The 20709-nt window shown below is 67.5% G+C and carries 24 protein-coding genes and 1 pseudogene; 13 read left to right on the plus strand and 12 right to left on the minus strand.

What is annotated here, in order from left to right:
* The first annotated feature begins 399 nt into the window (after window positions 1-399).
* Both NS3_RS10500 and NS3_RS10505 read left to right on the plus strand, forming a co-directional pair.
* Window positions 400-1917 carry a sulfatase family protein gene (locus NS3_RS10500; protein ID WP_067857437.1) on the plus strand — a complete coding sequence of 506 codons (1518 nt, stop codon included), beginning with the start codon at window positions 400-402 and terminating at the stop codon, window positions 1915-1917.
* 230 nt (window positions 1918-2147) lie between these two features.
* Window positions 2148-2774, plus strand: a complete 627-nt coding sequence (locus NS3_RS10505; RefSeq protein WP_067857440.1) for an NAD(P)-dependent oxidoreductase — start codon at window positions 2148-2150, stop codon at window positions 2772-2774.
* A gap of 135 nt (window positions 2775-2909) precedes the next feature.
* Here the strand turns inward: NS3_RS10505 and NS3_RS10510 are convergent, their stop codons facing one another.
* From NS3_RS10510 to NS3_RS28425, 7 genes and pseudogenes are all read right to left on the minus strand, one after another.
* On the minus strand, window positions 2910-3281 hold the full coding sequence (locus tag NS3_RS10510) for a hypothetical protein (RefSeq protein WP_157101266.1): 372 nt from the start codon (window positions 3279-3281) through the stop codon (window positions 2910-2912).
* A 14-nt stretch (window positions 3282-3295) separates the two neighbouring features.
* Window positions 3296-3922, minus strand: coding sequence for a hypothetical protein (locus NS3_RS10515; RefSeq protein WP_157101267.1), 627 nt, complete (start codon window positions 3920-3922; stop codon window positions 3296-3298).
* Complete coding sequence (locus tag NS3_RS10520) at window positions 3919-4548, minus strand: hypothetical protein (protein WP_157101268.1); 630 nt, start codon at window positions 4546-4548, stop codon at window positions 3919-3921. Before NS3_RS10520 ends, NS3_RS10515 begins: the two co-directional genes overlap by 4 nt.
* Before the next feature lie 135 nt (window positions 4549-4683).
* A complete protein-coding gene (locus tag NS3_RS10525; RefSeq protein WP_157101269.1) occupies window positions 4684-5007 on the minus strand; it encodes a hypothetical protein in 324 nt (107 codons plus the stop codon).
* Window positions 5000-5335 carry a hypothetical protein gene (locus NS3_RS10530; protein ID WP_067857455.1) on the minus strand — a complete coding sequence of 112 codons (336 nt, stop codon included), beginning with the start codon at window positions 5333-5335 and terminating at the stop codon, window positions 5000-5002. The genes NS3_RS10525 and NS3_RS10530 overlap by 8 nt, the downstream gene beginning before the upstream one ends.
* Window positions 5332-5739, minus strand: coding sequence for a YbaB/EbfC family nucleoid-associated protein (locus NS3_RS10535; protein ID WP_067857458.1), 408 nt, complete (start codon window positions 5737-5739; stop codon window positions 5332-5334). The genes NS3_RS10530 and NS3_RS10535 overlap by 4 nt, the downstream gene beginning before the upstream one ends.
* 249 nt (window positions 5740-5988) lie before the next feature.
* Window positions 5989-6132: pseudogene (locus NS3_RS28425) on the minus strand (transposase); the annotation flags it as partial.
* A gap of 201 nt (window positions 6133-6333) precedes the next feature.
* Between NS3_RS28425 and NS3_RS10540 the strand changes: the two are divergent.
* Genes NS3_RS10540 through NS3_RS10565 form a run of 7 tightly spaced genes read left to right on the plus strand, consistent with a single transcriptional unit; the run spans window position 6334 to window position 12968 of the window.
* A complete protein-coding gene (locus tag NS3_RS10540) occupies window positions 6334-7005 on the plus strand; it encodes a TetR/AcrR family transcriptional regulator (protein WP_067857461.1) in 672 nt (223 codons plus the stop codon).
* Between the two features lie 6 nt (window positions 7006-7011).
* Window positions 7012-8004 carry an SDR family NAD(P)-dependent oxidoreductase gene (locus NS3_RS10545; RefSeq protein ID WP_067857464.1) on the plus strand — a complete coding sequence of 331 codons (993 nt, stop codon included), beginning with the start codon at window positions 7012-7014 and terminating at the stop codon, window positions 8002-8004.
* Entirely contained in the window at window positions 7994-9646 is a 1653-nt protein-coding gene (locus NS3_RS10550) for an AMP-binding protein (protein WP_067857467.1), read from the plus strand. Before NS3_RS10545 ends, NS3_RS10550 begins: the two co-directional genes overlap by 11 nt.
* 25 nt (window positions 9647-9671) lie before the next feature.
* A complete protein-coding gene (locus NS3_RS10555) occupies window positions 9672-11219 on the plus strand; it encodes a flavin-containing monooxygenase (RefSeq protein ID WP_084495306.1) in 1548 nt (515 codons plus the stop codon).
* Window positions 11216-12187 carry a patatin-like phospholipase family protein gene (locus NS3_RS10560; RefSeq protein WP_067857470.1) on the plus strand — a complete coding sequence of 324 codons (972 nt, stop codon included), beginning with the start codon at window positions 11216-11218 and terminating at the stop codon, window positions 12185-12187. Before NS3_RS10555 ends, NS3_RS10560 begins: the two co-directional genes overlap by 4 nt.
* Window positions 12184-12309, plus strand: a complete 126-nt coding sequence (locus tag NS3_RS30330) for a hypothetical protein (protein ID WP_281205320.1) — start codon at window positions 12184-12186, stop codon at window positions 12307-12309. Before NS3_RS10560 ends, NS3_RS30330 begins: the two co-directional genes overlap by 4 nt.
* Window positions 12310-12356: 47 nt before the next feature.
* Entirely contained in the window at window positions 12357-12968 is a 612-nt protein-coding gene (locus NS3_RS10565; RefSeq protein ID WP_067857626.1) for a TetR/AcrR family transcriptional regulator, read from the plus strand.
* A gap of 28 nt (window positions 12969-12996) precedes the next feature.
* Here the strand turns inward: NS3_RS10565 and NS3_RS10570 are convergent, their stop codons facing one another.
* The 3 genes from NS3_RS10570 to NS3_RS10580 form a co-directional block, all read right to left on the minus strand.
* On the minus strand, window positions 12997-13485 hold the full coding sequence (locus NS3_RS10570) for a DUF420 domain-containing protein (RefSeq protein ID WP_067857473.1): 489 nt from the start codon (window positions 13483-13485) through the stop codon (window positions 12997-12999).
* A gap of 156 nt (window positions 13486-13641) precedes the next feature.
* Window positions 13642-14277 (minus strand): response regulator, encoded by a 636-nt coding sequence (locus tag NS3_RS10575; protein WP_067857476.1) that lies wholly within the window; start codon window positions 14275-14277, stop codon window positions 13642-13644.
* Entirely contained in the window at window positions 14274-15485 is a 1212-nt protein-coding gene (locus NS3_RS10580) for a sensor histidine kinase (protein ID WP_067857479.1), read from the minus strand. Before NS3_RS10580 ends, NS3_RS10575 begins: the two co-directional genes overlap by 4 nt.
* A gap of 172 nt (window positions 15486-15657) precedes the next feature.
* On the opposite strand from NS3_RS10580, the gene NS3_RS10585 reads away from it, so the two are divergent.
* Together NS3_RS10585 and NS3_RS10590 are read left to right on the plus strand one after the other, a co-directional pair.
* The gene (locus tag NS3_RS10585; protein ID WP_067857482.1) at window positions 15658-16746 is read left to right on the plus strand and encodes an ABC transporter permease; all 1089 of its coding nucleotides are present in this window, start codon (window positions 15658-15660) and stop codon (window positions 16744-16746) included.
* Entirely contained in the window at window positions 16743-17426 is a 684-nt protein-coding gene (locus tag NS3_RS10590; RefSeq protein WP_067857486.1) for an ABC transporter ATP-binding protein, read from the plus strand. Before NS3_RS10585 ends, NS3_RS10590 begins: the two co-directional genes overlap by 4 nt.
* An 80-nt stretch (window positions 17427-17506) precedes the next feature.
* Here NS3_RS10590 and NS3_RS10595 read toward each other — a convergent pair whose 3' ends face one another.
* On the minus strand, window positions 17507-18148 hold the full coding sequence (locus tag NS3_RS10595; protein WP_218018216.1) for a TIGR03086 family metal-binding protein: 642 nt from the start codon (window positions 18146-18148) through the stop codon (window positions 17507-17509).
* 237 nt (window positions 18149-18385) lie between these two features.
* Between NS3_RS10595 and NS3_RS10600 the strand changes: the two genes are divergently transcribed.
* Complete coding sequence (locus NS3_RS10600) at window positions 18386-19792, plus strand: MFS transporter (RefSeq protein WP_067857492.1); 1407 nt, start codon at window positions 18386-18388, stop codon at window positions 19790-19792.
* A gap of 179 nt (window positions 19793-19971) precedes the next feature.
* Here NS3_RS10600 and NS3_RS30555 read toward each other — a convergent pair whose 3' ends face one another.
* Complete coding sequence (locus tag NS3_RS30555) at window positions 19972-20199, minus strand: LmrA/YxaF family transcription factor (protein ID WP_373865290.1); 228 nt, start codon at window positions 20197-20199, stop codon at window positions 19972-19974.
* Here NS3_RS30555 and NS3_RS30560 point away from each other — a divergent pair.
* Window positions 20089-20709, plus strand: coding sequence for a DJ-1/PfpI family protein (locus NS3_RS30560; protein WP_169811627.1), 621 nt, complete (start codon window positions 20089-20091; stop codon window positions 20707-20709). The two genes, NS3_RS30555 and NS3_RS30560, sit on opposite strands and share 111 nt — an antisense overlap.

Below are 20709 nucleotides of genomic sequence, written 5' to 3' on the forward strand. Positions count from 1 at the left end.
TCAGTGATTTCGGCCCATTTCGCGCGCGGACGCAACCACCTCTCGCCCAGGATTATTGGGCGAACGCGAGCACACTTCGAATCACGATTCGATTCCGTCTGGCCGAGACCGTCGCAATCCCGGTCGGCGTGGCTACCGCAAGGAGTCTGCCTGCTCGCTTCGATTGGCTTCCTGTTCGTAGCGGTTGCGGCGCGTCCTCTTGCCTGGTGCAGAGAAGCCGAGCGAGACGACGAGCAGGACGGCGACGCCAACCACTGCCGAACGCGCCTCGCGCATTTTGACAGCACTACCCGATCGCCGGACACGCCCCTGCTGACCACTGGTTTTCCCGGATCCGCCCTCTAAGCTCGGCGGCGACCGCGCCCCACGCCGACTTTGTCGAGATCAGAGGAGTTCGGGTTGTTCACTCTGCGTATCGCACGACGAGCACTGACCGCCTCACTGGTCGCCGTAGCGGCATCGACGCTATGCGTCTCGGCCGCATCGGCGGAGAACGACAACCGGCCCAATGTGGTGCTGATCCTCGCCGACGACCTGGATGCGCTGACCACGCCGGTCTGGCAGGCCATGCCGCACACCGCCACGTTGATCCGGGATCGCGGCGTCGAATTCACCCACGGATTCGCGCCGCTGCCGATCTGCTGCGGGGGCCGCTCGTCGATCCTGACCGGCCGGTACGGGCACAACACCGGGGTGCTGACCAATGCCGGACCCGCGGGCGGCTTGCAGGCATTCCGTGCCAAGGGCAACGAAACCCGCACCTTCGTCAAGGCGCTGCACGACAGCGGGTACCGGACCGGAATGGCGGGCGTGTACCTCAACGGCCTCGAGCGCTCCCCCGGCCATATCCCGCCCGGCTGGGACGACTGGAACGCCGGTATCGACAACTCCCTCTACACGGGCTACAACTACACACTCAACGAGAACGGCATCTCCGTGAAATACGGTGGCGCACCGAAGGATTACCAGACCGATGTCGTCGCCGAGAAATCCCGGCGCTTCATCACCGATTCCGCCGCATCCGGGCAGCCGTTCTTCTGGTACGCGGCAGCCACCGCACCACATTCCCCGCTGCCACCGGCGCCGCGCCATATCGCCGAGAGCCAGCCCACCACCGCGCCGCGCTCGCCGAACTTCCAGGAAGCCGATGTCTCCGACAAACCCAGCTGGCTCGTCCACACCGCCGATGCCAGGGCCGCCGCGATCGAGGCGACCAACGATGCCGACTACACCGCCCGGCTCGGCTCACTGAAAGCGCTCGACGAGATGGTGGCCGGCATCGTGGCGACCCTGGCCGACACCGGCGAACTCGACAACACCTACCTGATCTTCACCTCCGACAACGGATACAGCCTCGGCGCGCATCGCCTGGACCAGAAAATGGCGCCGTATGAGGAATCCATCCGAGTGCCGCTGGTGATCGCCGGCCCCGGCATCGCGAACAGATGCTCCGCGGCGATGGCGCTGTCGATCGACTTGGCGCCGACCATCCTCGACTGGGCCGGCATCGGTGCGCCGGATCGGATGGACGGTCGCTCGCTGACGCCCGTACTGCGTGGTGACGCCTCCGCGTGGCGGACGGATTTCCTCGCCGAGTACGGCGGCGCCGGCTACACCGGCCGGGACGGCATCGCCCAGGAGCAGGTCCTCACAGCGGGTACACCACTTGCCGATGTCCTGGATATTCCGTCCTGGATCGCTGTCCGCAACCAGCGCTACCTCTATGTTCGCTGGTACGAACGTGAGCGACCACTCGAGGACCGCAAGTACGAGCTCTACGACTTGGAGGTCGACCCTTACCAGTTGACCAATCTCATCGACACCTCGGCGGGGCGGTCCGCGCACACCGATATCGTGACCGGACTCGATCGTCGGCTGAGTGAGCTGAGGACCTGCGCCGGTACGGCCTGTCACTGAATCCGCCGCCGAGCGGATACCGTGCGGCACGACCTCGTCGTTCGCCGCCCTGTGCGCCGGCTCGCACCTGCGAGGGCTGCCTGTCGTTCTTCGACGTTCGCGGGTTGGTGCCACGGTGCAGAAGTTGAGACCATGTACTGAATTCATCTGCGGCACAGCACACATACCGTGGACTGGCAGGAGCCGCCCCGGCCTGCCTGGCTCAGCCCCAGCAACGGAAGGCTCCCACTATGAAACTGCTCGTACTCGGAGGGACCGGTCCCACCGGCCGCCACCTCATCGACCGCGCCCTCGAATCCGGCGACACCGTCACCGTGCTCGCCCGGCGCCCGGAAGCACTCGACCATCTGAAGGGCCGGGTGACCGTGATCGCGGGCGACGCGACCTCTGCCCACGATGTCGCCAAGGCGATGACGGGACAGGATGCCACCATCTCCGCCCTGGGCCGCGGCAAGTCGATTCGCGCCGACAGCCTGTTCACCCGAGCCGCCCACGCCGTGATCGAGGCGGCCGCGGAAACCGGCGTCTCGCGGCTGGTCTGGTTGTCCTCCTTCGGCGTCGGCGACACATTCGCCTCCGCGAACGCAGTACAGAAACTGATGTACAGCACCTTCCTTCGAAATATCTACGCTGACAAGAAGAATGCGGAAGATGCCATCCGCGCCTGCGACCTGGAGTGGACATTGGTCTACCCGTCCACGCTGACCAACGGCCCAGCGCGCGGCGAATACCGCGTCGGTGACCGCGTGGAGATGAAACCCCTGGCCAAGATCAGCAGAGCAGACGTCGCCGAATTCATGCACACCGCCGTCCGCGGTGGCGAGTGGATCCGCCGCGGCGCGGTCATCACTGACTGACTGCCGGACGCGACACCTTTGCGGGGTGCTGGCGGCAGTCAGTCGGGGTGCTGCAGCAGATGCCTCAGACGTCACCGACGGATGGGGGGACCTCCAGCACCTGGCTGATGCGAGCTCGCAGCTCGCCCGCACCGGTCACACTCTCGTGTTTTGCCAGCGCCTTGCCGACCTCCGCGAGATCATCCTGGGGCGACGAGATTTCAACGATGCATCCGCATCCAGAGCCTCGCCTCCGTAGTCGATGCCGCGCTCCGTGTCCCCCACCTGCAACTCCAGGATGGTCAGCTTGCCGAGGGAGAACGCGCGAGCGCGGGCCTGCGCCGGGGTGTAGGCATCGATCGACTTCCGCAGGCGGGCGCGGGCTTCCTCGATGCGACTGCCGGCCAACGCGACTCGGCAGATTGACCCCGTCGAATATGAAGCCATCATGACCACACCAGCCACTCGGGCTGCCTGACCGAACCTGCCACCTACTCGTGCAGCAGTCCCGGTCGGCATGTCGGCCACCGTCGGATCGTGGTCTATTCCGGCCAGGGCATCAGGTCGTCGATGTGGGCTTCCATCGCTGTGGCGACGCTGAGCGCGGTCTTCTCGGCTCGCTCGGAAACATCGGGGGCCGACGGGCCCAGGTCGTCGCCGTTGGCAGTGACCTTGACTTCGAGGTTGCGTACCCGGAAGACGACCCGGGAGTAGGCGCCGGGCGCACCGAGGCGCTCCCCTGTCTCCTGATGTGCGCTCTCTCCCAGCAACGGCACCGGGACAGCCGCGCTGGGCCGACGGAACGGCTCGGTGGCCAGAAGGAACTCGATCTCGACATCTCGCCCCAGGGTCAGGTCCGGGCCGTAACGAGTCTGGTGTGTCGAGCAGGAGATCGAGGTCGGGGTGGAGCGTTTCGAGGTCCGCTCCTCATCGAGCGTTCCGGGCAGATCCGGCAGTGACACATCGGCCAGGAACTCGCGGATCGGTGTGATGGCCTGGTCGGTGATGGCCTGGCATTCAGCGGGCACCGATCGGTAGGTCAGCGTCTCGGGTGGATCTTCTTCGGGTGTCGAGCACGCCGCCAGGACCAGCGCGCAGAGCGCGAGCGCTATCCCTGCGCTGCGCCTGGTCCTGCCGGGTCGGGGAGCGGTTTTCTGCCGCGCGCTCATGAGGGGGTACCCCGGTTGGGGCCGGTCGGGTTGCGGGGCTGCCATCCGGTGGTGTCCAACGCGTCGGGGGCGATAGCGGCGGGGACCGCGATCTCGCCCGCGCGGGTGATGATGCCGTCCATCGTGCCAGCGAGGTTGTTCTTGTAGGTGATGACCGACTCGATTACCTTGCCGGTTTCCTCCATGAACTGCCCGAGAGCCTCGAGGATCTTCGTCTCGATGCTGCCACCATTGAGGGTGATCGCTTCTTTGAGTTCCTCGAACAGTCCGCCGGCCAACTCGGCGACGATCGCAGCGTATTTGCTGATGTGCGCGATGGCGGTGGCGTAGTTCTGGGTGACCAGAGCGCTGAAGTTGTTGATCGCGTCGGCGATCTCCTTCATCACCGACCGCTGCTTCGGTGTCATATCCAGCAGCAGGTCCAGGTACTCGACTGCGGCGTCCTTCGCGCTGCCGTTCCACCGGGCGTTGACCGAAGCGCGGGCAGTGCTCAATCCGTTGCCGTCGTCGCTGCCGTCGACCGACATCGTCAGTTCCGAGATCGCTGTCTGCCAGGCCCCGAGGACGGTGGAGACGTCATTCGGGTTGCCGAGCATTTTACGGATCAGCTCGATCTGCTCACGCACCACGGTGTAGTGGACCCGCTGCGCCGCAGTCACCAGTGTGGCCGCCTGATCGTAGGGAAAGACCATCTCAGCCGGCAGACCGTACGGGTTCCTGTCTGCCGGGATCGGGTAGCCCTCCCGGGTCTTCGTACCCACCTAGTACCCCACCTGTGCGTCGATGAACCCGAACTGGCGGTACCACTCGGCATCCACTGTCTCGAAGTGGGTCGCACACGTTTCCAGGCCGGTCGCGGCCGACTGGATGGACCGTTGCCCTGCGATGAGCTTCTCGCTCACCGTGCTGGCCGCTGCATTGAACTTCGTGACGATGTCCGTGCCGAAGTAGCCCAGCGCGTCTGCGGCCATCGGCGCGGCGCCGATGGCCGCATTCGCCTTCAGCCAATGTTCGGAAGCCTGCCTGACTTCCACAGCCTGCAGCCTCAACGCTGCCGGGCATACACGAAAATCGGTGTCAGCCATGATTGATACCCCCACTCAGTTCCTGTGCTCGTCTCACCTGCGGCTGCGCTGCCGGTGAGTTCAGGGCCGCGATGATCGCCGCCACGACGTCGGCCTCGTTCGACTGCGACACTTCGTAGGCCTCAAGACTCAGATCACGAAGCGCGCCGGTGCCATCCACAGTGAGACTGCCGTATTCCGCGCCGGTGTAGCGATCGATGACCGACACTCGCTGCCGCTCGGCCGCGCGCCGCTCGGCGAGTCTGCCCGATCGGATGTCGGTGATGAGCTGTTCCCAGTCGCGATTCATCTCCGCGACCATGTGATAGATGCGATCGAAGTCGGTCACATCGTTCCCCTGCCCGCCGCGGTGCTGCCGCTGCGGGGGTCACGCAGATCATCGAGCAGTTCGTAGGCATCAGGAAATGCCTGCGCGAACCGTCCCCGCATCTCTTCGGCAGCTTTCGATCGTGCACGACCGACCGCCTGAACGATCGCCACGCAAACCTTGTCGACATCATCAGCCAGCAGCCATGCCGGCTGACCCAGGTCACCGAAACCCGACGCCAACGAAATATTCGTCACAACACCGGTACTCGTGACCCGGACCGTCGCATCGCCGCCATCCGAGGTTGCCTCGAAAGACAGGCCGGCACCGTCGTTCTCGATGTCATCGACCCGCCGCCGTGCGGCGGCAAGCTGCCGATCACCCAGTTCCTGCAGATGGCGCAACTCTTCGAGCTCGAAGTTCACATACCCCCCAAAAAGATGGTCACTATGCGCCAGCGATCATCCTCACCGCGTCAGGTGAATGTCAACTTGGCCTGCGCCTCTGACAAACCCGATTACCCCTCCGCTGCTCCTCCAATCCAATCTTCGACGCGTCCACGGTTCGTTCGCCCTGGGAGGGTCTGTCCAGTTAACGGCTCTGTCCCGATTTTGGTGGTAGGGCTGGTTCTACCCCAGCAGGATCCGTTGCCGGAGTGGAGGAAAGCCTGCGCGGGAGGTGAGGGCTCGTTCGGCGCGTTTGCGGCGTTCGAGCAGCCAATCCGGGAAATAGCTGCCCTGACGCAGCTTCGGGATCGCGACATCGATCGTCCCGACGCGGGTGTCGAAATCACGGTGGCGGTAGCCGTTTCGGGAATCGACTCACTCGCTGGATACCCCACGGCCCCGCGCGGCAAACAGGCCGAGTGGCCGAGCGCCGCGCGGGACTGCAGGTCGCGAGCGTGCGCGCCCTTCGCGCCGCGACACATCTTTGAATCCTGTTCAAAAACTTCTTGACCCGCTCCGCTGGGACACCTACGCTCCGAGTTATTGAATCCGATTCAAACTCCCGGAGGTGCGATGGTCGGCAACAGGCGCGGCGAGGCCTCGCGCGCGGCACTGCTGGCGGCGGGCAAGGCCGCGTTCAGCAGTGATCGCTACGAAGAGGTGTCCATCGTGGATCTGGCGCGATCGCTGGGGGTGGCCGCGGGTTCGATCAGCTATCACTTCGGCGGGAAGCGCGGTTTCTACCTCGCGGTTCTCGAGCAGGCAGCCGAGGAGTTCTGGGGGTATCTGCTGGCCATGCGTGGGCCGGCGCTGGATCGGTTGAATCGTGGCATCGATCGGTTGCTCGACGAGGCCGAGTATCAGCCGCGTGCGTTCGAGGCGCTGTTCGCCGACGTGGCTGATGCCGAGGTGCGCCAGATCCGGGACCGTCACCGGGACCGGGTAACCGATGCCTTGGTCGTCGAGGTGAGCCAATCGGCATCCTCACCGGTGTTGCGTGCGGCGATCAGCGGGTTCGTGTCGTTCATCGAGGGTCTGGTGCTGCACTGGATGCGCACCCGCGCGATCGGTCGTGACCAGGTCAAGGAACTGGTGGTCGGCACCATGTTCGGCACGATCCTGGCCGCGTTGCGCACCGACCCGAGTATCGAGCTGACCCAGCGGGCCATCGACGCCGCCCTCGCAGATCCTCGAGCCCTGGCTTTTCTCGGCTCCTTGTCCACCATGTCAACGACGACGGAGTGATCACTGATGTCCGGAGTTCTACCCACCGGTCCTTCGCGGATCGTCGAGACACCGTTGGCTCGCGCGGTCGCGTGGGTCGTCGGGCCGCGCGGGTTGCGCAGCCGAGCCGCGTTGCGCCGCGAGGTCGAGGGCAAGGTGGTTGTGATCACCGGGGCGTCGTTCGGCGTCGGGGAGGCTACCGCGCGGTGGTTCGCCGCGGCCGGTGCGCGCGTGGTGATCGCCGCCCGATCGATGGACCGGCTGCTCGAGGTGGCCGAGGAGATCAATGCTGCCGGGGGCGAGGCCTACCCGTACCGGCTGGATCTGACCGATGAGCAGTCGGTCGCCGAGTTCGCCGCGGCGGTGCGCTTCGACCTGGGCGAAGTCGATGTGCTGATCCACAACGCGGGCAAGTCGTTGCGTCGTTCGATCCATCTGTCCTATGACCGGCCCAAGGACATCACCGCGACGACGGGTGCGAATTATCTCGGGCCGATGCGGCTCACGCTGGCGCTGCTGCCCGGAATGCGGGCGCGCGGCAGCGGTCACATCGTGAATGTCTCCACGGTCGCGATCATGTTCCCCACCGCCCCGAAGTGGGGTTTCTATCTGTCGTCGAAGCTGGCCTTCGACTGGTGGATGCGTGCTGTCGGGATGGAGGCACGAGCAGACGGGGTCACCTTGACTACGTTCTACGGTGGTCTGCTGCATACGCGGATGAGTGCGCCGAGCCGTTGGATGCGGTTGCTGCCCGGTCAGACTCCGGATGATGCGGCGAAGGTGCTGGCCAAGGCGGTGGTCGAGAAGCCACGCACGATGACCCCGCTCTACGGGTTCCCCTCGGCGATCAACGCGGCCGTGTTCCGGTGGCCGTTGGAACTGCTCGTCGAACGGATCTTCCGCAATCTCGGTGATACCGAGGCCTCGCTGTCGCGGCTGCGCCCGCCCGCACCGGCCTCGGCGGCGGTCCCCGAAGCCACCGGTGACGACCGGAAACAGGTGCGCACCGATGCCCGCTGAACTGAGTCACAATCTGCGTCGGTGGGGTTCGGCGATCCCAGCGGTCCTCGCCTCGGGAATGTTGGCACCGGTCGGCCCGCGCAAGGCCGCGACGTTGGCGCGCAGTTTCTACCGGTACGGTCCGACACCGGCGATGTTGCTGGCGGCGAGCGCGATTCGTCATCCGGACAAGGTCGCGATCATCGACGACTCCGGGCAGCTGACCTACCGGCAGTTGCAGCAGCGGGCCGAAGCGATCGCCGCGGCCCTGTTCGCCGCGAGCTCGGCACCGCCGAGGTCGGTGGGCATCATCTGCCGCAACCACCGCGGGTTCGCCGAGGCGCTGGCCGCGGGCGCACAGCTGGGCGCGGAGCTGATCTTCATCAACACCGAACTCCCCGCCCCACAGCTGCAGGCGATCCTGGCCCGGCACAACCCGGATGTGCTGATCTACGACGACGAATACGCCGCCACGGTGGCGGACGCCGATTTCGCAGGGGTCAGGGTGCTGGCCTGGCGCGAACCGGACGCCGATCTCGCCGGCCTGCCGACGCTGGACGATCTGGCGGCACGACGTCATCCGGCGCCGCCGCGGGTACGTCACGCGGTCAAGCTGACATTGCTGACCTCGGGAACGACCGGACAGGCGAAGGGGGTTCCTCGAGCGGTGAAGCCCACCGCGATCCTGGCGCTCACGGTGACAGCGATGGCGATCGTGCGGCTGCGGTCCACCGACCGGGTGCTGGTGGCACCGCCGATGTTCCACGGATTCGGGCTGTTGTCGTTGATGGGTCCGCTGGCGCTGGGCGGAACCGCGATCTGTCGGCGTCGTTTCGATGCCGCGACCGCGCTTGCCGATATCGCCCGTCACGAAGTCACCGTGGTGCTCGCGGTGCCGGTGATGCTGCAGCGGTTGCTCACCGCCGCCGGGACGGCTGATGCCGTTGCGGCCCGACGGCATCTGCGGATCATGGTCACCGGTGCGGCACCGATTTCGCCGACCGTCATCTCGCAGCTGATCGAGGCTTTCGGTCCGATCGTGGTCAACGGGTACGGCTCGACGGAAGCGGGAATGGTCACCGTCGCCACCCCCGCCGATCTGGTCGCCGCACCCGCCACCATCGGCCGTGCCGCGCTCGGGGTGTCGGTGCGGATCCTGCGCGCCGACCGCTCCGAAGCCGCCGCGGGTGAGATCGGTGAGATCTTCGTGCGCAGCGGCCTGGAATACACCGGCTACACCCCCGACCCCACGGCGACGGTCTCGACCAAAGAAGTCGTCGACGGGCACGTCAACACCGGGGACATGGGTCATTTCGATGCCGAGCGCAGGTTGTTCATCGACGGTCGAGCCGACGACATGATCGTCTCCGGCGGGGAGAATGTCTTCCCCGGCGAGGTCGAAGATCGTCTCGCCGCCCATCCCGACATCACCGAGGCCGTCGTGATCGGCGTCCCCGATGCCGAGTTCGGGCAGGTCCTCCATGCCTTCGTTGTGCTCGGACCCGAGGCCGGGTCGCCGAGTGAGGACGCGCTCAAAGCACATGTGCGCGCCGGCCTCGAACGCTACAAGGTGCCCAAACGCTTCGTTGTGCTCGACGAGATCCCGCGCAATGCCGGCGGCAAAGTGTTGCGGGCGGAACTGCACGCGGCATCCGAGTCCTGAATCTCTGCTCGAAAGGCGAAAACTGATGACAACGAGACCGATTCGCAGGCCGAAGATCATCATCATCGGTGCCGGCGTCGCCGGGATCTCGGCAGCGGTCACTTTCAAGGAGGCCGGTTTCGACGACTTCGTGATTCTGGAGAAGGGAGCCGATGTCGGTGGCGTGTGGTTCTGGAACCGCTACCCCGGATTGGCATGTGATGTGCCCTCGCAGCTCTACCAGTTCGGCTTCGCCCCGAAACCCGACTGGAGCCGGGTCTGGGCCACCGGACCGGAGATACAGCGTTATCACGCCGAGGTCGTGGACCGCTTCGGCTTGCGCGCGCACCTGCGGCTCGACAGTGAGGTCACCGACGCGGTGTTCGACGGACTCCGCTGGCGGGTCGACGTCGCCGACGGCAGCGTCCACGACGCCGACTTCGTGATCGCCGCGACCGGGGTCCTGCATCACCCGTTCACCCCGGACCTGCCCGGGCTCGACAGCTTCGAGGGGACTGTCGTGCACACCGCCCGCTGGGACGACGCGATAGTCACCGCGGGCAAGCGGATAGCGGTGATCGGGTCCGGTTCGACCGGCGTGCAGGTGGTTTCGGCGCTGCAGCCGCAAGCGGCCAAGCTCACCCAGTTCACCCGCACCCCGCAATGGGTGCTCTGGGCGCCGATGGACGTGGCCCAATCCGGCCTGGTGACCAAGGTGCTCGCGGCCTCGCCCGCGCTGCACGACCGGGTGTACGCGGGGGCGCTGTGGGCCTCGGGCATCCTCGCCGATGTCGCGTTGCGCCCGACCTGGCGGCGGCGAACGTTGCAGCAGTTGGCGAAGTTGTCGCTGCGCGTCCAGGTGCGCGACAAGGCCCTGCGGGAGGCGCTGACGCCGGATTATGAGCCGCTGTGTAAGCGGCAGGTCGTCTCCGGCACCTATTACCAGGCGATCCAGGCCGACAACGCCGAGCTGGTGACCGAGAAGATCACCGAGATCACCCCGACCGGTATCCGCACCGCCGACGGTCGCCGACACGACATCGACCTCATCGTCTTCGCGACCGGTTTCCACCCACACAACTACATGCGGCCGATGAACCTGCGCGGCCGTGACGGACTCACCATCGACCAGGCGTGGGCCGGCGGCCCGCGCGCCTACCGGATGACCGCGATTCCCGGGTTCCCGAACATGTTCACCGTGCTCGGCCCGAACTCGCCGACCGGCACGATCTCGCTGCAGTACTCGGCTGAACTGACCGCCCGCTACATCACGCGCTGGCTGCACCGGTTCGCCGCGGGCGAATTCGACACCGTGGAAGTCACCGAGGCGGCCACCACCCGGTTCAACGACGCTGTCGCCGAGGCAATGGGGCCGACGGTGTGGAACACCGGCTGCAACTCCTGGTATTTCACCGACCAGAACACCATCGACCTGTGGCCCTTCGACCGCGCCACGATGACCACCATGCTCACCGAACCAGACGACCGCGACTTCCATCTCCGCGTTGTCGACGACGGCATCGGACGCCACGCTCGCGAGCACACCGCCCCGGCGTCGGCGCCCACTCTGGGCCGGAAGGCTTCTCGCCGATGACCTCCCGCGCATTGGTGATCGGCTGCGGCGGCACCATCGGCGCCGCCTGGATCGTCGCGGCCCTGGACGCCTTGTCCACTCAGCTGGGCTGGGATCCGCGCACAGCGGATCTGATGCAAGGTACCTCGGCGGGTGCCGAAATCGTCACCCTGCTCGCCAGCGGGGTTTCGGTTGCCGAGCTGGTCTGCATGCAGCAGGGCACCGCCCACGACCGACGATTGCGCGCCCACCACGACGCCGCACCACCGTCCCTGCCACCGCTGCCGTTCCCGCGGCCACTGAACCCCGGTCTGCTGCGCTCCCAGCGCGGTCTGACCGCCCTGGCCGGTATCGCGCCGATCGGGCGTGGCGATGCGAGCCGGCTGGCGCGGCTGGCCGAGGCCTACACCGGCGACCTGCCCTGGCTCGACCATCCCGCCGCGCGCATGGTCGCCGTCGACATCGAGACGGGCCGGCGGGTTGCCTTCGGCGCCCCGGACGCGCCCGCGGTGTCGCCGGCCACCGCCTTGCAGGCGTCGTGGGCGGTGCCGGGATGGATGCCCCCGGTCACCGTGGGTGGCCGCACGTATGTCGATGGCGGCGCGGCCTCGACCGCGTCGCTGGATCTATTGGCGGACCACGGTTTCGACGAGATCTATCTCATCGCACCGATGGCATCACCGGACCGTGCCCGCATCCCCGGCATCGGCGGTTTCGTCGAGGACCGGTGCCTGCGACGGCCGATGACCGACATCCTCACCGCCGAGATCGACACCGTGGCAGCCCGCGGTACCCGGGTGATCGCGATGTGCCCGCGCGCCACCGATCTGGCTCACCTGCCGGCGAACTTCATGAATCGCCGAACACGTCACCACGCGTTCGCCGCTGCGCTGCACACCGCCCGCGACACTGTCGCGGCCGCCCTGGCCACGGGCGCGACTCGAGGTGAACGCTCACGTCCAGACGATGTGACGGCCCGGGAAATGTGATCGCTGTCCACGAGTACCTGAAACAGTTCACCGACGATCCGGTGCTGCGCGACTGGCTCGGCACCGGTCAGCGGGAGAACCGGGCGGCGCTTCCCAACGGCGACGAACTCGCCGGTCGGTAACATTGCCAGCCGATCAGTACAACCGCATCGAGGAGGCATCCGGCGTCGTGCCGAAGATCCGAGCGGCTACCGTTGCCGAACATCATGCGGCGCAGCGCCGATCTCTGCTCGACGCGGCCCGCGGCATGCTGACCGCTGGGCAGATTCCCACTCTCGCCCAGGTCGCCGCACGCACCGGATTGGCTCGCCCGAGTGTGTACCAGTACTTTCGCTCGCGAGACGACCTGTTGATCGCGGTCTTGGAAGACGCGCTTCCCCGCTGGTCGACGCGGATCTCGCAACGCATGGATCAGGTCGGCGATCCGGCCGGCCGGGTCCTCGCCTACGCCGCCGCCAACATCGAACTCGTCAGCGAAGGCGAACACGCCATCGTGCGGGCCTTGGCGACAGCACTGCCGGGCGACAAGCTCGCCGACCGCGCCCGTGAACTGCACGACCAGCTCAAGACACCACTGGTCACGACGCTCGTTCAATTGGGTGCTGCCGACCCGGAGATCACCGCCGAGCTGATCAACGCGATCGTGCATTCCGCGACCGATATGGTCGACGCCGGAGGCGACCCGAGCACTGTCCGGGCTCGCGTCGAAGAACTTCTCACGCCCTATCTCGAACAGCGGTCTCGGACTTCGCGCGGCACGGTGCCGCCGGCCGAAGGCTGACCCGCCGCGGGGGCACGACGCGGCCGGGTCAGGCGACGAAGGCCAGCCCGTAGAACACCCAGCTCGTCACCGCTGTGAGGGTCATGCCGATCGCAGCGATCGGAGCCCATCGCCGATGCCATGCGCTGTGCGCTCCCGGATGCGGGGGCGCGCCGAAGTTGCGCGCCGCCCGGATGATCACCACGGGCCACAACGCCACCGAGAACACGGCGAACGCCAGGTGGATGGCGAGCGCTGTCCAGACCGCGGCCGATGCCGTGCCGCCGACGACGCCGGCAGCACGATCCTGCCACCCGTTGAAGCGCACATCTATCTCGAACAGGACGACCGCGGCGAACAGGCCCACCGCGAGCAAGATCTGAATTCTCTTGTGCATGACAAACTTTCGTTTCGCCTTGGCCTGGTAGACGCTCCACGCCAGCACGGCGACCACGACCGCCATCACCAGCACCATGGTGTCCATCGACCACGACGCCCTCGTGCCGAGGAATCCGTCGACTCCGGGGAAGTCGTTCATCATCGGTCTCTTCGCCTCTCTACGGAGAACATCTTCCCGACGCGGTGTCGGGAAGATTTACCGGATTGCGACCCTAGCACTGCCCAGCCACAGCGATCCCGGAGATCCCTCGGTGCGGCCAGGGCGGCCGGTATCGCTGTGACACCGCCACCGAGGTCAGCGGCGGATGAAGCCCAGGGAGGTCGCGGCGGCGACGGCGGCGGTTCGCGAGTCGACGTCGAGCTTGGTGTAGATGCGCGCCAGGTGGGATTTGACAGTGCCCTCGGTCAGGTGTAGCCGGTCACCGATGGCATGGTTCGACAGCCCGTCGGCGACCAGGGTGAGGACTTCGGTCTCGCGCCTGGTCAGGGCAGTGCCCGGCGTGCGTAGTCGGTTCATCAGCCGGTCGGCGACCGTGGGCGCCAAGGTGGTGCGTCCGGCAGCCGCGGTGCGTACGGCGGCGGCCAGGTCCTCGGGCGGGGCGTCCTTGAGGAGGTATCCGGTCGCGCCGGCTTCGATGGCGGGCAGCGTGTCGGCGTCGGAATCGTAGGTGGTGACGATCAGCACCCGGGGCGCTCCCTGGCGGGCGGTGATCTGGGCGGTTGCTTCGGCGCCGCCCATGCCTTTGCCGAACTGGAGGTCCATCAGCACGACGTCGATATCGCCTTCGGCGGCACGGCTGATCGCCTCCTGCGCGGTGGCGGCTTCGGCGATGACGGCGAGATCGGGCTCGGTTTCCAGCACGGCGCGCAGTCCGGCCCGCACGATGGGGTGATCGTCGGCCAGAAGCAGGCGGATGGGGGTGTCGGTCACGGCCGGGCCTCGGTCTCGGTTGACGGGATGGGCAGCTGGGCGGCCACCGTGGTGCCGTGGCCGGGAGCGGATTCGACGGTGACGGTGCCCCCGAGGGCTCGGGCGCGGGCGCGCATGGACGGTAGCCCGAATCCGCCGGCGTCGGGGTCGGGGTCGGGGAGCTGTTCGGGGTCGAAGCCGAGTCCGTCGTCGATGACGTCGAGAGCGATATGGTCGTCGAGGTAGCTGAGTGTGACCTCGGCCGTGGTGGCCTCGGCGTGGCGGACGGTGTTGGCGAGGGCGGACTGCGCGATGCGCAGCAACGCGACCTCCTGGGCGGTCGTCAGTGGGGCGGGATCGCCGACGAGGTGGAACCGTGTGGTGATCTGGTGCCGGGTGCTGGTGGTACTGCACAGGCGTTCCAGTGCGCCCGCCAGGGTGGTGCCTTCCAACGTGGGCGGGGTCAGAGCGGCGACGAAGCGGCGTGCCTCGGCGAGATTGTCCACGGCGGCCTGCCGTGCCTGGTCGATATAGCGGGCCGCGTTCTCCGGCGCCAGCGGCAGTGCTCGTTCGGCCGCGCGCAGCAGCAACTGGATGCTGGAGAGGCCTTGGGCGAGCGTGTCGTGGATCTCGCGGGCCAGACGGTCGCGTTCGGCCAGGACACCGGCGATGTGCTGGGCGGCGGCCAAGTCCGCGCGTGTGGTGGTGACCTCGTCGATCAGTCGGCGGCGCTCTTCGCTCTCCCGGTAGAGGGCCTGGTACCCCCAGACCACCGCGACCGCCACGGCGGCGCCGAGCGCGGGCCCGATGGCCATGGCGGGGCTGAAGAAGTGCTGGTGGGCGGCGAAACCGGCGATCGCCGCCGCGGCGGTGGCCGCCACGGCCACCAGCCCGGCGCGGCGCGGCAGCAGGTGCAGTTGGAGGAAATACAGCGGGAAGGCCACCCATACGGCGTCACGGGTCAGGACGAGCAGAACCAGCCACGCGACTCCGACGGCGGCCAGCCACAGCGCGGCGGCGCTCCGCGAGCGGCGGACACCCGGCAGCATGGGACCGACCGCGTATATCAGGCCGCACGCCGTCGCGGCGACGACGGCCGCCCCGGCGTGCGGTCCGTCATCGGCCACAGCTCGGCCTGCGGCGATGGCGAGCAAGCCGATGATCAGCAGATGCAGGCACCAGGCCAGCGCCCGCGGGGTCGGGGTCAGGACGGGGGCATCGGCGTTCACAGTGATTCCAGGTTACGAAGGCAGACGTCCTCGGGCGTCCATCGAAAGTTAGAACCCGTATGCCGTCTTTCCGCCTGCCGAGTGCAGTCCTGCGCCAGACGCGCGCACCAGGGGTCGGCCGCGACAGTGGAGTCGTACCACTTCCCACCGCCGGAAAGGACGGGCCGAAGCCGTGTTTGTCGCCTGGAGAGACCTGAAGTTCGCCAAGGGGCGCTTCGCCTTGATGGGGGCCGTCATCGTGCTGATCACCCTGCTGGTCGGATTGCTGTCCGGGCTGACCGGCGGACTGAGCCAGCAGAACATCTCGGCGATCACCGGATTGCCCGCCGACAAGATCGCCTTCCAGGCTCCCACCGGCGGGCAGGACCTCTCGTATTCCAATTCCACTGTCACCGAGCGTCAATGGCGGCAATGGTCCCAGGCGCCCGGTGTCGAGAGCGCCGAACCGCTGGGGATCACCACGACCAAGGCCACCGCCGGGAACAGGAGCATCGGGGTCTCGGCCTTCGGTGTCGAACCCGGCTCTCACCTCGCCCCGGACAGCGACAAGATCAGCGACAGCACGGTGGTGCTGTCCACCGCGGCTGCCGACAACCTCGGCGTCGAGGTCGGTGACTTCCTTGCCCTGGCAGGCCGGGGCCTGGAGGTGGCCGCCGTCGAGGGCGACGCATTCTTCAGCCACACGCCCGTCGTGTGGACCAGCAGGGCCATCTGGCAGCAGACCGCACCGCCCACCGACAGCGGGGACGGCCCGACCGCCACCGTCATCGCCCTGACCACCGCGCCCGGCGCCGACACCGACCTCATCGACCAGCAGGTCGGCACCAAGACGGTCTCGCCCGAGGACTCGCTGTCCGCGATCGGTTCCTATGCCTCCGAGAACGGCGCCCTGCAGCTGATGCGCGGCTTCCTGTTCGCCATCTCCGCGCTCGTCGTCGGAGCCTTCTTCACCGTCTGGACCATTCAGCGCAGCGGCGACATCGCCGTACTCAAGGCCCTGGGCGCATCCACCGCCAGCCTCCTCGGGGACGCCCTCGGCCAAGCGCTCGTCCTGCTCGTCGGCGGCACCCTGCTCGGCACCGGCATCGCCGCGGCCGCGGGGGCACTCGTGATCGGCTCCGCCGTGCCGTTCCTGCTCACACCCGCCACCGTCCTGTTCCCGGCCGCCGTGATGATCCTGCTCGGCGCACTCGGAGCCGCCTTGTCCATCCGCAGGATCACCTCCGTCGACCCGCTGACTGCCCTGGGGAGTGCCCGATGAGCCTGAACCTGACCGACATCACCCTCACCTATCCCGACGGCGACACCCGCCTGACCGCCCTCGACCGGGTCACTCTCGATGTCCCCCGAGGAAATCTGACAGCCGTGGTCGGCCCGTCCGGCTCCGGCAAATCCAGCCTGCTGGCCGTCGCGGCCACCTTGATCACCCCGGACTCCGGCACCGTCACCCTCGACGGCATCTCCACCACCGGGATGTCCCGCGGCGAACTCGCCGAACTCCGCCGCGACAAGATCGGCATCGTCTTCCAGCAGCCCAACCTGCTGCCCGCCCTCACCACCGCCGAACAACTCCAGGTCATGGCCCGGATCAGCGGTCGCAACCCGCACACCGCCCGGGGGCGGGCCATGGAATTTCTGGACGCGGTCGGGCTCGCCGACCAAGCCGGCCGCCACCCCCACCAGCTCTCCGGCGGCCAGCGTCAGCGCGTCAATATCGCCCGCGCCCTGATGAACGACCCCACGGTCCTCCTCGTGGACGAGCCCACCAGCGCCCTCGACCACGAACGCGGCGCCGCCGTCATCGACCTGATCATCCGCCTCACCCACCAGCAGGCGACCGCCACCGTCCTGGTCACCCACGACCGCGCGCACCTGGCCGCTGTCGACCAGATCGCCGAAGTCCACGACGGCCGCCTCCGCCTGGCCGGATTGATCCGCTGAGAAGCAGCGCGGGGAGCGGGCGGCTTCATATCGGGGTTGAGGGACAGGCGATGAGTGCCACACGCCACTCCGGTTGCCGGTCATGCCCGAATACCGGCGGCCCACTGCGGATTCCGCCCGGACGCAGCCACGTACCGCGAAAACGGGTCCGCGCTGTCTGCGATCTCGACCGCCGCGGCGAACATGCTGTAGGCGCGGTATTCCTCGGCGCTCGCGGCAACGATCTCCCCGATGATCACTGCTGATCCCTCGGACACCCGGAACTCTTGCCCGGTTGCGGTGGCTACGTCCCACCCGTGCAGAGCCAGCTCCGCAAGCAGCATTCCGGCCACGCCTGCGGCGGGCATCGTGGCCCAGCCGAGGTCGATCTCCCCCTCCCACACGGTGGGCTCGGACCAGGCACGCACCGCCCGATCCAGTTGCGCCGTATACTCTTCGGCCCAATCCGCCACAGCCGTGAAGTCCCGATCGGTCAGCTCGTCGGGAATCGGCCGGCGCAGCGCTCGGCATTCCAGTCCGTGTGACGAGTAGAGCACCCAGTGATTGACCAACGCTCGCACATCGAACTCGGCACATGGCGTCGGTCCGGACAGCTGGTCCGGGCGAACTCCCCGGGCGACCCGGCCGGCCTCGGCAGCGCATTCGGTCAGCGCAGAAAAGATCTTGTTCATGACGAGGACGCTATCCCCATTCGAACGTATGTTCTTGGAAAAATGCGTCACACGCTTTGCCGAGGGAAGGTCATCAGACCTCGAGTTGTGTCGGCTTCACCCTCCACCGCAGCGTGACCCCACAGCACGCCACCGACCTCCTGGCCACGACCGATCATCACTGCCGCCCTGATCGTCACCGCAATGCCGCCCCCAGCTCACCCGTCAAATAGGGCACACATATTGACCCGTAGATACCCTAGGGGGGTATGGTACCCGTCTGAATGTTGTGAAAGGACGGGAAATGTCATGAGTACGCAGACGCGCACCACCACCACACGAAAGTGGTGGGCGCTGGCGGTCATCGCCGCCGCCCAGTTCATGGTCATCATGGACACCTCGATCATCGGGATCGCCCTGCCGAAGATGCAGACCGATCTCGGGTTCTCCCAGGAGAACCTCACCTGGGTGTTCAACGCCTATGTCGTCGCCTTCGGCGGGTTGCTGCTGCTCGGCGGACGGCTGTCGGATCTGCTCGGTGCGCGGCGCGTGTTCGCCGCCGGATGGGCGGTCCTGCTCGCGGGTTCGGTCATCGCGGGCGCGGCGGGCAATGTCGCGACCGAACTGGCCGGACGCGCGATCCAGGGTGGCGGTGCGGCCCTGATCGCCCCCTCGGCGCTGACCTTGCTGATGATGCTGTTCGGCTCGGCGCCACAGGAATTGACCAAGGCGCTGGCCATCTACGGTGCGGCGGCCCCCGCGGGCGGCACCGCCGGCGTCTTCCTCGGCGGCGTCATCACCGAGTACATCAGCTGGCCCTGGGTGTTCTACATCAACATCCCGATCGCGCTGGCGGCGTTGATCGCGGTCCCCGCGCTCATGCCCGACGCGCCGGCCCGTTCCGGCTCCGTCGATCTGCTCGGCTCGGTGACGGTCACCGCCGGTCTCGCCGCGGCCGTCTACGGCATCGTCCGCGCACCGGAGGTCGGGTGGGCGTCGGGACAGACCTGGGGCGTGCTGGGTGTGGCCGCCGCACTGCTTGCCGCCTTCGTGCTGATCCAGGCGCGGCGCCGGGAGCCGCTGATGCGGCTGGGCATCTTCACCGCGCCGAATCTGGCCGCGGCCGATATCGCCCAGCTGTTGCTCGGCGCGGCCTGGGTGCCGATGTGGTTCTTCCTGAACCTGTACCTGCAGCAGGTACTCGGCTACAGCGCCTTCCCCGCCGGCTCGGCCCTGCTGCCGATGACCATCCTCATCATGCTCGGCATGATCGTGCTGGCACCGCGCGCGATGCAGCGGTTCGGCGCCAAACCGATGATCGTGGCCGGGCTGACCGTGCTCGGCCTGGGTCTGGCGATCATGTCGCTGGTGCGTCCGACCGGGAACTTCTGGGTGGACGTCCTGCCTGCCTCATTGGTCGCGGCCGCGGGGATGTCGCTGGCCTTCGTGCCGTCGCTGGGCACCGCCATCTCCGCGGCTCGCCCCGAGGAGGGCGGCCTGGCCTCGGGCATCGTCAACGTGAGCTACCAGGTCGGCTCCGCGGTGGGCCTGGCGGCCATGACCGCGGTCGCCGCTTCCTACGGCGCCGACCGCATCGACAGCCTGCCGGATCTGACCAATGGGTTCTCGGCGGCATTCACCGGCGCGGCCGTCATCGCTCTCGCCGGTGCGGGCATCACCGCGGCGACCATGCGCGGCACCGAGCCCGCGGCGTAGCCGATCCGGCACGACCACCGACCCGGTGACGCCCGCCCGCCAGCGGAGGTCACCGGGTCGATTCGGTGTCACAGGAGGGTTCTCCGAGGCCGCCGACGTCACCTACTATTCGCCGAAGGACGAGGCAGCGTATCGGGCGGAAAACAAACGCTCGCACAGGTCTTCGCAGTCCCGATTCGTCATTCGTCGGAGACGGTTGACAGCGCCGCCCGGGCGGCTCGTTCGCATGGGTCGATGCTGCCTCCTGCCCGGCACAGCACCAGCGCACCCTCCAGGAGTGCGACCAGGAGTTGCGCTTGGTCGGCCGCCGCCTCCGAGGTCATACCCGCGGCGGTCAGCGCGGCAGCGACGGCGCCCACACCGTCCTGCTCGCACCCGAAGGAGGATTCGTCCAGGCGTATCACCACCTCGATCGAGCCGAGCGATTCCCGGTAGATCTGCGCACCACCGACGCCGAGGCCGCACACTACGACGCCGTGGTTCTCCCCGGTGGAGTCGCGAATCCCGATATCCTTCGCCAGGATTCGTCGACCCATCGCCTGCTCCGTGACGCCGACGAAACCCGCATCCCGATCGCCGCGATCCGCCACGGCCCATGGACCCTCATCGACGCAGGTCTGGTCACCGGCCGGACGCTGGCCGCCTGGCCGAGCCTGGCCACCGACCTCCGCAATGCCGGAGCGACATGGACGCCGGCTCGCACCCATGTCGACCGCGCCTTGATCACCGCGCAGGGCATGGACGACATCGACGAATTCACCACCCTGCTCATCGGTGCCGTGAGCCGGAGCGCCGGCACGAGAACGCCGAGTCGCCACGTTCGACGAAGATGCGGTGCCCGGACGGTCCTCGCGGCCGGTGATTCGTCCTGCGGGCCACGCCGGCGCCATGTCATCGAACAGGTGCGCGCGATGTAG

Source organism: Nocardia shimofusensis NBRC 100134, from assembly GCF_001613125.1.
GTDB classification, from domain to species: domain Bacteria; phylum Actinomycetota; class Actinomycetes; order Mycobacteriales; family Mycobacteriaceae; genus Nocardia; species Nocardia shimofusensis.